This is a genomic window from Frankia nepalensis, assembly GCF_016786325.1.
Classification (GTDB): Bacteria; Actinomycetota; Actinomycetes; order Frankiales; family Frankiaceae; genus Pseudofrankia; species Pseudofrankia nepalensis.
Genome location: NZ_JADWYU010000181.1, coordinates 22,457 through 32,508, shown reverse-complemented (window position 1 = coordinate 32,508; position 10,052 = coordinate 22,457). Strand labels below are relative to the sequence as shown.

The window sequence follows — 10,052 nt, the reverse complement described above, 5'->3', positions numbered from 1 at the left end:
GGACAGACGAGTGCTCACCTGCCGGCGGCTACCGCCCGGAGTCTGCCGGATGGCTGGCTCCCAGAACTCATTAGGACCGAGATGACCGCCACCGACGCCGCGGCCTCGACCGTGTTTCCCACCGTGCGGGCGGACCCGTACGACTGGCCGTACGACGGCTCGTTCACCGCCGCGCGCACCGCGGTGATCAACATCGACTGGCAGGTCGACTTCTGCGGCAAGGGCGGCTACGTCGACGCGATGGGCTACGACCTCGAGCTGACGAGGGCCGGGCTCCTGCCGACCGCGCGGCTGCTCGAGGTGCTGCGCCCGCTCGGTTTCTTCATCGTGCACACCCGCGAGGGCCACCGCCCCGACCTGTCCGACTGCCCGCCGAACAAGCTGTGGCGCTCGAAGAAGATCGGCGCCGGCATCGGCGACGAGGGCCCGCAGGGCCGCATCCTGACCCGCGGCGAGCCCGGCTGGGAGATCGTCCGAGAGGTCGCCCCGCTGCCGGGCGAGGTCGTCATCGACAAGCCGGGCAAGGGATCGTTCTACGCCACCGACCTGGACCTGGTCCTGCGCCGGGCCGGCATCACGCACATCATCCTGACCGGCATCACCACCGACGTGTGCGTGCACACCACGATGCGTGACGCCAACGACCGCGGCTACGAGTGCCTGCTGCTGTCCGACTGCACCGGCGCGACCGACCACGGCAACTACGAGGCCGCCCTCAACATGGTCAAGATGCAGGGCGGCGTGTTCGGCTCCGTCGCGACCTCGGACGCGCTGCTGGCGTCCGTGAGCGCGCCGGTCGCCGGCTGAGCGCGGCGAGCGATGGTCAACACCGTTCCGGAACCAGCGGCGTTGTCCTTCGGGGCGGAGCCGGCGGCGCTCCCCCCGGCGGCGAGGCTCCAGGCCCCGGTTCCGTTCGACCTGCAGGCCGCCGTGCTGCGCGACGGCTACCGCTCCGGCCGGCTGCGGGTCGTCGACGTCGTCGAGGCCGTGCTGGCCGCGATCGCGGCCCGCGGCGACGACGGCGTCTGGATCCACGTGGCGCCGCGCGCCGAGCTGCTCGCCAGGGCGGCGGAGCTCGACGCGCGGGCCGCCGAGGTGCCGGACGTCCTGCCGCCGCTGTTCGGACTGCCGTTCGCGGTCAAGGACAACATCGACGTCGCCGGGATGCCGACGACCGCAGCCTGCCCGGCCTTCGGCTACCCGGCCGCCGTCAGCGCGCCGCTGGTCGAGGCGCTGCTCGCCGCCGGCGCGGTCTGCGTCGGCAAGACCAACCTCGACCAGTTCGCCACCGGTCTGTCCGGGGTGCGCAGCCCCTACGGGATCCCGACCTCTCCGTTCGACCCCTCGATGATCTCCGGTGGGTCCAGCTCCGGGTCCGCGGTGGCGGTCGCCGCGGGGCTGGTCACCTTCGCGATCGGCACGGACACGGCCGGATCGGGCCGGGTGCCGGCCGCCCTGACGAACACCGTCGGGATCAAGCCGTCCCGCGGCCTGGTCAGCTCCCGTGGCATGGTGCCGGCCTGCCGCTCGCTGGACTGCCCGACGGTGGCCGCGCTCTCGGTCGCCGACGGCACGCTGGTGCTTGACGTGATCAGTGGCTTCGATGCCGAGGACCCGTGGTCGCGCCGCTTCCCGCGCGCCACCGGTCCGCGCCGCCGAGCCGCTCCGCGTCGCCGTGCCGGTCCCGGAGCTGGTCGCCGCCGACTGCGACGGGGCGGTCCAGGAGGTGTTCGCCACCGCGCTCGGCCTGCTCACCGCCGCCGGGGCCGAGCTGGTGGAGGTCGGCATCGAGCCGTTCCTGGCCGCCGGCGAGCTGCTCTACGACGGGCCGTGGCTTGCCGAGCGCTACGCCGCCGTCGGCGGCTTCCTCGAGGAGCACCCGGACGCGGTCCACCCGGTCGTCGCGGAGCTGCTGGCGCGGGGCACGCGGATCACCGGCGTCGACGTCTTCGCCGGGATCGACCAATTGCGGGCGCTGCGCCGCCAGACCGAGACGATCCTGGGCGCGGTGGACGCGCTGGTGCTGCCGACCGTGCCATGCACGTTCTCGGTCGCCGACATGCTGGCCGACCCGATCCGGCGCAACGCGCGCCTGGGCCGTTACACCACGTTCGCGAACCTGCTGGACCTGGCGGCGGTCGCCGTGCCGGCCGGCTTCGCGGCGGGCCTGCCCTATGGGGTCAGCGTGCTCGGCCCGGCCGGCGCCGATGCCCGGCTCGCCGAGATCGCCGCCGTCCTGCACTCCCGCTCGGGCCTCGCGCCCGGTCTGGGCACCTTTCCACTCGCCGACGCCCCGCTCGCCGACGCCCCGCTCGCCGAGGCCGCCCCCACCACGCCCGCGGATCGGTGACGGGCACCGCGGCTGGATTCCGCTGCGTACCCTCAGGTGGTACGCAGCGGAATGTCGGCCGAGGAGGGCTCGGGCGCCCGAGGTTTCGCCGGGGTCGCGCCCTGACGGCTCGGGGGACGCCTGACGGCTCGGTGGACTGACGGCTTCGATGGACGGAGTGTGGCTGTCGTGTCGACCAAGGCGCCAGCGGACGGCGAACAGGGCTCACCGGCGGACGGCCACGAGGCCAGCCCGCATGGCGCGCACGGCTACAGCGACCATCGCGACGACTACCTCGCGCGGCTCCGCCGGATCGAGGGCCAGGTTCGTGGCCTGCAGCGGATGGTCAACGAGGACAGCTACTGCATCGACATCCTCACCCAGGTGTCCGCGGTGACGCGCGCCCTGCAGTCGGTCGCGCTCGGCCTGCTGGAGGACCACCTGGGCCACTGCGTGGCGCACGCGGCCGCCGAGGGCGGCCCCGTCGCCGACGAGAAGCTCCGCGAGGCCAGCGCCGCCATCGCCCGCCTGGTCCGCTCCTGACCCGATCCCCAGGGGCACGGTCTCGGGGCACGGAACTCAGCGACGGGATCTCAGGAGCGGAGATCTCGAGGGACGGAGATCTCGCGACGGAAATCTCAGGGGCACGGCGCCCTGAACGCGCGGCCGGGGGCGGCCTGAAGCCATTCGGCCTGGGTGATGCGGGTGCCGACGCGGGCGCAGACCTGCTCGGCGGCGACCGCGGGGTCGAGCTCCCACACCCGCGCCGCCCCGGCGCCGACGGCGGCCAGCACCCAGCCGCGGCCGGCGGAGCTGAGTACCAGCGCGCGCGGGCTGCCGTCCGCCTTCAGCGTGGTTCCGGCCGACGGTTCGTCCGGGAAGGTCATGTCCCACATTGTGATCTCGCCGTCGGCGCCACCGGCGAACAGCGTCCGGCCGTCCAGGCTGAAGACCAGCCCGGCGATGCCGCCCGGGCGGGCGCCGAACGAGGCGACCGGCCGGGGCCGGCGGCCACCGGAGAGCTGGTAGAGCTGGATGTCCCCGGTGTCGGGCGCCCGCGCCGCGCCCGACGCGTCGAGCGGGGTGGTCGCGGCCGCGAGCAGGTCGCCGTCGGGGCTGAAGCGGACCTGGTCCACCTTCGCCCAGACGAAGAACTCGGCGGCCTGCCGGGGCGCCGCGGCCTCGGTCACGTCCCACAGGCGCAGGAAGCCGACCGCGCCGACCGCGAGCGTGCGCCCGTCTGGCGAGAAGGCGACGCCGCGCGCCGGGCCGGGCAGCCGGACCACGGCGAGCTGGCGCGGGTGGGCCAGGTCGGCCACGTCCCAGAGGCGGACGGCGCCGTCCGTCTCGGCCGTGGCGAGCACGCGCCCGTCGGCGGTGAAGGCGATGTCGTTGACCGCCCCGGTGGCGCCGCGCAGGGTCGCGAGCTCGACCGGCCGGGCGGGGTCGGTCAGGTCCCACAGCCGGGCGAGGCGGTCGGCGCCGCCGGTGGCCACCAACCGCCGCTCGCCGGAGCCGACGGGCGCCGAGGTCACCGTGAGGACCGCCTGGGAGCCGGTGAGGAAGGCGCGGCCCCGGCGGACCTGGCTCGGGTCGCGCAGGTCCCAGACGCCCACGCCGGTGTCGCCGGCCGTGAGCAGGGTCGCGCCGTCGTCGGACAGCGCGACGTCGTGCACCGCGCCGCCGGCCTGCGGCGTCTCCCGGACGGCGGCCGTCACCAGGGCCTGGGCGGACTGGGGCGTCCTGGCGATCCGGAAGGCGGCCACCGCTAGCTGGCCGGCCAGGTCCGGGCGGACGGGGAGCAGCTGGCTGGCCGCGGCGGCGAGCCGCCGGGAGGTCGACGCGTCCCGGGCCGTCCGCGCCTGGTCGGCGACGACGACCGAGGTGATCGCCAGCACCGTGACGATCACCAGCGCGCCGAGCCCACGCGCGGGCGTCACCAGCGCCAGCAGCCGGCGCGGCAGCGAACGCGACAGCCGCGGCGGGCGATCTCCCGGGTCCGTCTCCGGCGGCTCCGGCGGGTCGCCGTCCGGGCCGTCGGCCACGTCGCCCGGGCTCCCCGTCGGGTCCGCGGAGTCCGGGGCTTCCACCGGACCGGCGGCCGGATTCCCGTCGGGTTCGGGATTCCCGGCGGATCGGCGAAGCCCGAGGATCCTGCCGGATCCGGGGTCCCTGCCCGATCGGCGGAGTCGATCGGGCAGGTCTGGAAGCCGATCTGGCAGGTCTGCCAGGAGGCCCGGAAGCCGACCGGACAGGTTCGGCAGCCGAGCCGGGAGGTCGGTGAGCCGCGAGGTCAGCGAGCCTGGAAGCCGACGATCTGGGAGGCCGGCGGGCCTGGAGGTCTGCTGGGAGGCGCGAGCCGGGTCGCCGGCGGCACCCGGCCCGTCGTCACCGCCCGGGACGTCGCGCATGTCCTGATCATCGCGCATGCCTGGTTCGCCGGAAAGGCGTGGTTCGCCTTCCGTGCCGCCCGGACCACCGTGGGCGAGGTCGGCACCGGCATCGTCCGCGCCGGGCACCTCGGCCGCCGGCGCCCCGGCACCGGCCACGCCGACATCGACGTCGACTGGCTCGCCCCCCGCTCCCTTGGCGGGGACCACGTCGACGGCAGGCGCCTCGGCCGCGCCGGTCACCTCATCAGCGCCGACGGCCGCGGCGTCAGCGGCCTCGCCATCCGCGGCCTCGCCGTCCAGGGCCCCACCATCCGCGGCCTCGTCACCGGCCACCTCGGCGGCGGGCGCCTCGGAGCCAGGACGACCAGCGTCGGCCTCGCCCGCGCCACGCGCGTCGGCCTCATCCGTCTCGGCGACGTCGTCCACCGCGTCGACCTCGGCCACGTCGGCGACCCCGGCCACGTCGACGGCCCCGGCGACGTCGGCGACGTCGGCGACCTCGTCGAGGCCGTCGGCGACGGCCATCAGCCCGGCCAGCGCGACGCGCTCCGCCGGCCGCGAGGGCTCGGGCGCCGCCGGGGATCCGGCCGCGCGCTCGGCGGTGTCGACGAGCTCCAGCAGGCGGGCGGCCAACTGGGCGGCGTCGATCCGGCGGGCCGCGTTCTTGCGCATCGCGTCGAGAAGCACCGCGGCCAGCGGCACCGGCACGCCACGCAGGTCGGGCTCGGTGTAGACCGTCCGTTGCAGCAACGCCCGGGTGCCGCCGAAGCCGAACGGCGGCCGGCCAGTGGCCGCGAAGATGATCAATCCGGCGCAGGCGAAGACGTCGGACGCGGCCGTCAACGGGTTCCCGAGAGCCAGCTCCGGCGAGATGAACGCGGGCGCGCCGAAGACCGACGAGAGCTGGCCACGGCGCGCTCCGCCGCCCCAGGCGAGCCGGTCGCGCGCGCGGGCGACCCCGAAGTCGACGAACCGCGCCCCCGTCTCGGTGACCGCGACCCGCGCCGGCTTCAGGTCGCCGATGACGAGGTCGTGGGCGGACAGGGCCGCGAGCCCCGCCGCCATGGACGCGCCCAGCCGGAGCACCTCATCGGCGAGCAGCGGGCCACCGGCGGCGACCGCCTCGCCCAGGGTCGGCGCGTCGACGAACTCGGCGGCGACATAGGGCACCGGCCCGTCGACGTCGACGTCGACGATCTGGGCGAGGCACGGCGGCGCCACCCCCCGCGCCCGCGCCGACTCGACGGCCAGCTGCCGGAGGAATGCGCGGTCACGGCCGAATTCCGGGGTGAAGGTCTTCACCGCGACGGGTGGGCCATCCGGCGGGCGGCCCAGGTGCACGGTGCCGGTGGCACTCGCCACCAGAAGCCGCTCGATCGCGTACGGGCCGATCTGCGTGGGTTCGTGCTGCCGGTCCAGCCGTAGCCGAGGAATTTGACCGTCCCGACGCGCGAAGGTTGGGCGTTCACCGGCCACGGTCACGCACTGACCTCCAGAAAACCCTTGCGGCAAGCCGGAGGAATCGACCCGGAACCGGTTGCCACCAGCCGTCACCGGCCACCGGTCAGCGCATCGGCGGTTTCGACCGGGGGACGGTCGGGCCCGCTGGTCCTCCCAAATCGGATGGTATCCACGCATCCCCGCGGCCAGTCGCCGGGCCGGCCTGCGCGGCAGCAAACACCAGCCGGGAACAACGCCTCGGGGCGGCGCCCGGCGGGAGTCGGGGAAGGTGCCCAACCACGCCGGCCCGGAACGGGTCGGCCGGGCCGGTCGACCGGCCCGGCCGCATCAGCTGGCGGGAGTCGACCGCGCGAACGGCCGCAGGCGCGCGACCAGCCCGCGGACCTCCGCGCCGGCGGCGGCGATGATCTCCTCGGCCGAGGCATCCCGCGCGCCTTCGAGCAGCACGTCCAGCGCGATCAGTCGCTCGGCGACCTCCGTCATCAGGTCGAAGTCCTGGCCACGCTGGTGTACCAGTTCACCCAGGCGCTCGTTCTTCTCGAACAACTCGACGAAGACGCTGACCTTCGCCCGCAGCAGCCACGGGTCGAACGGCTTGGCGATGTAGTCCACGGCGCCGACCGCGTATCCCCGGAAGGCGTGGTGCGGCTCACGATCGATCGCGGTAAGGAAGATGATCGGCGTGTCCCGCGTACGGCCGCGCTGCTTGATCCGATGCGCGGTCTCGAACCCGTCCATGCCGGGCATCTGCACGTCGAGGAGGATCACCGCGAAGTCGTCGACGAGCAGCCGCTTGAGCGCTTCCTCACCCGAGGAGGCGGTCACGAGTTCCTGGTCCAGCGAAGCGAGGATTGCCTCCAACGCCATGAGGTTGTCAGGCCGGTCGTCGACCAGCAGGATCTTGCTGCGCGGCCGCTCCGTGCTCGGTCCGTCTCCCGCGTCGACAGGACCGCCGGTCCGCTCGGTCACCCGCCTTCCCTCCTCCTGTCAGGGTGCGTCCACTCTCATGCCGGTTCACGGTCACGGGCCGCCAGGATCGTCCGTCACACGCGTGCCGACATACCAACCATCGCCGATCGCCGCCAAGTGGTCACCACCGGCCCCTGATGAACCTCGTGGGACGGTCTCTGCCCGATCCACCGACCGTGGCAAACCCCTTCGCCGCACGGGTTTTCGGGATACCGGCGACCGGGGGTATCCATTTCCTCACTCTCCGCCCTGACACGGTTGCGGACAGATCACAGATGGGATCGCATCACCGCGAGGAGATGATCGAGGTCTACCGGCTTGGTGATGTAGTCACTGGCGCCGGCCGCGATGCTCTTCTCTCGGTCGCCTGGCATCGCCTTCGCCGTCAGCACCAGGATAGGCAGATCGGCAAAAGCTGGCATCGCGCGGATCGCCGCCGTCGTCGCGTTGCCGTCCTGCCCGGGCAGCATCACATCCATGAGCACCAGGTTGATCGCCGCGGCGCCCTGTTGCAGCAACTTGACGGCGTCATGCCCGTTGTCCGCGTACTGGACTCGCATACCGAACATCTCCAGCGCGCTGGTCAGCGCGAACACATTGCGCACGTCGTCGTCGACGACCAGCACAGTGGCGCTCTGCAGCGGGTCGGCCTCGTCCACGCCGACCTCCCGGCGCGTCCGGGAGGTCTCGGTCAGGAACGGCGTCCCGACCGGCTCCGGGACGCTCAGGTCCAGTGACCTCGGCCGGGCGACGGCGCCGCCCGGCGCGTCGCCGTCCTCGGACGGCCGCTGGCCACCGGAGCCGAGCGCCGGCGGGGCCGCCCCGTACCGGGCGACCGGCGCCGGCGGGGCCGCGGTCCACGCGCCGCCACCGCCGCTGACGCCGAATCCGCCGGCCAGGGCGTCCGCGCCGTAACTCGCGGCCCCCCAGGCGGGTAGCCGCCGGACGCGCCATGACCCGCGTAGCCGGCGGGGAGACTGGCGGCGGGCAGGCCGTCGTCGCCGATGATGATCAGAACGTCGTCCGGCTCACCGGGTGTGGCGCCGTAGGCGGGCGCCTCGGGGGGCATCACCGACGGGACGTAGAGCGTGAAGGTGCTGCCGTGCCCGACGGCGCTGGACACCGCGATCGAGCCGCCGAGCAGCCGGGCGATCTCCTTGCTGATCGACAGCCCGAGCCCGGTGCCGCCGTAGCGGCGCGACGTCGTCCCGTCCGCCTGCTGGAACGCCTCGAAGATCATGCGGAGCTTGTCCGCCGCGATCCCGATCCCGGTGTCGGACACGGCGAACGACAGCACCGTCGGCGCCGAGCGCAGGCTCGGCACGATGAACGGCCCGTCCGACGAGGCGACCGTGACGTCCAGGCGCACGACGCCGGAGTCGGTGAACTTCACCGCGTTCGACAGCAGGTTGCGCAGCACCTGCTGGATGCGCTGCTCGTCGGTGACGAACTCGGCCGGCACGTCGGACGCGACCGTGACCTCGAAGAGGAGCCCCTTCTGCTCGGCCACCGGGCGGACCGCCTGCGCCACGGCGTCGCAGAGCACCATCGTGTTGAGGCTCGCCGCCTCGACGTCCATCTTCCCGGCCTCGACCTTCGACAGGTCGAGGATGTCGTTGATCAGAAGGAGCAGTTCGGAGCCGGACGAGTGGATCGTCTTGGCGAACTCGATCTGCTGCGAGGTCAGGTTGCTGTCCTGGTTGTCGGCGAGCAGCTTCGCGAGGATGAGCAGGCTGTTCAGCGGGGTGCGCAGCTCATGGCTCATGTTGGCGAGGAACTCGGTCTTGTACTGCGAGGACAGCGCCAGCTGCTCGGCCTTCTCCTCCAGACCGGTGCGGGCCTGCTCGATCTCGCGGTTCTTCTCCTCGAGGAGCTGCGCCTTCTCCTCCAGCTCCGCGTTGGTGCGCTGCAGCTCGACCGACTGGGAACGCAGCTCCTGGGTCAGCCGCTGGGACTGGGCGAGCAGCTCCTCGGTCCGGGCGTTCGCCATGATCGTGTTCAGCACGACGCCGATCGTCTCGACGAGCTGGTCGACCAGCCCGAGGTGCAGATCGGAGAACGGCGTGAAGGACGCCAGCTCGATCACGCCGAGCACCTGGTTCTCGAACAGCACCGGCACGACGACCAGGTCGCACGGCGGCGCGCTGCCCAGCCCGCTGCGGATGGTCAGGTAGCCGGCCGGCACCTTCTCCACCCGGATCCTGGTCTTCTCCACCGCCGCCTGGCCGATGAGGCCCTCGCCGAACAGGAACGTGCCGTCCGAGCGGCGCCGCGGGACCGAGCCGTAGCCGGCGACGTAGCGCAGCTTGTCGCCCTCGATGAAGTCGAGCAGGTAGACCGTGCCCTGCTGGGCGTTCACGGCCGGGGTCATCTCCGAGATGATCATCTGGCAGACCGCGTACAGGTCGCGCTGGCCCTGCATCTTGCTGCCGATCCGGGCCAGGTTCGACTTGAGCCAGTCCTGCTGCGCGTTCAGGTCGGTGGTCTCACGCAGCCGCGTGATCATCTGGTTGATGTTGTCCTTGAGCTCGGCGACCTCGCCCTCGGCCTCCACCGTGATGGAGCGGGTCAGGTCACCGCGGGTCACCGCCGTCGAGACGTCACCGATCGCGCGCAGCTGGGTGGTCAGCGTCAGGGCGAGCTGGTTGACGTTGTCGGTGAGGTCGCGCCACGTGCCGGCGACACCGGCGACGTTCGCCTGGCCGCCGAGCTTGCCCTCGACGCCCACCTCCCGGCCCACCCGGGTGACCTCGGCGGCGAACGACGACAGCTGGTCCACCATCGTGTTGACGGTTTCCTTGAGCTCGGCGATCTCACCCTGAGCGTTGACGGTGATCTTCTGCGACAGGTCACCGGTCGCGACCGCCGTCGTCACCACGGCGATGTTGCGGACCTGGGCG

At 73.1% G+C, this 10,052-nt stretch carries 7 protein-coding genes and 1 pseudogene; 4 read left to right on the top strand and 4 right to left on the bottom strand.

The genetic code is table 11. The annotated features are described in order from the left end of the window. Window positions 1-81: 81 nt before the first annotated feature. The 4 genes and pseudogenes from biuH (at window position 82) to I6A81_RS27480 (ending at window position 2,872) form a co-directional block, all read left to right on the top strand. Window positions 82-807, top strand: a complete 726-nt coding sequence (gene biuH, locus I6A81_RS27490) for a biuret amidohydrolase (protein WP_203007631.1) — start codon at window positions 82-84, stop codon at window positions 805-807. Between the two features lie 12 nt (window positions 808-819). Further along, window positions 820-1,575: pseudogene (locus tag I6A81_RS44620) on the top strand (amidase family protein); the annotation flags it as partial. A 28-nt stretch (window positions 1,576-1,603) separates the two neighbouring features. Beyond that, entirely contained in the window at window positions 1,604-2,350 is a 747-nt protein-coding gene (locus tag I6A81_RS44615) for an amidase family protein (RefSeq protein WP_251076347.1), read from the top strand. A 168-nt stretch (window positions 2,351-2,518) separates the two neighbouring features. Then, window positions 2,519-2,872 carry a metal-sensitive transcriptional regulator gene (locus I6A81_RS27480; protein WP_203007630.1) on the top strand — a complete coding sequence of 118 codons (354 nt, stop codon included), beginning with the start codon at window positions 2,519-2,521 and terminating at the stop codon, window positions 2,870-2,872. Window positions 2,873-2,967: 95 nt separating this feature from the next. Here the strand turns inward: I6A81_RS27480 and I6A81_RS27475 are convergent, their stop codons facing one another. The 4 genes from I6A81_RS27475 to I6A81_RS43990 form a co-directional block, all read right to left on the bottom strand. Beyond that, window positions 2,968-6,204: a WD40 repeat domain-containing serine/threonine protein kinase gene (locus I6A81_RS27475; protein WP_203007629.1), complete on the bottom strand. Its 3,237-nt coding sequence runs from the start codon at window positions 6,202-6,204 to the stop codon at window positions 2,968-2,970. 306 nt (window positions 6,205-6,510) lie between these two features. Next, window positions 6,511-7,152, bottom strand: coding sequence for a response regulator (locus tag I6A81_RS27470; RefSeq protein WP_203007407.1), 642 nt, complete (start codon window positions 7,150-7,152; stop codon window positions 6,511-6,513). A gap of 269 nt (window positions 7,153-7,421) precedes the next feature. Next, entirely contained in the window at window positions 7,422-7,811 is a 390-nt protein-coding gene (locus I6A81_RS43995; protein ID WP_307874951.1) for a response regulator, read from the bottom strand. A gap of 65 nt (window positions 7,812-7,876) precedes the next feature. Then, on the bottom strand, window positions 7,877-10,052 hold a 2,176-nt coding region (locus I6A81_RS43990), incomplete at its 5' end, for an ATP-binding protein (RefSeq protein WP_238430952.1).

Coding starts and splice junctions, on each gene's coding strand:
- biuH (WP_203007631.1), top strand. CDS start 82: ATGACCGCCACCGACGCCGCGGCCTCGACCGTGTTTCCCACCGTGCGG.
- I6A81_RS44615 (WP_251076347.1), top strand. CDS start 1,604: ATGCCGAGGACCCGTGGTCGCGCCGCTTCCCGCGCGCCACCGGTCCGC.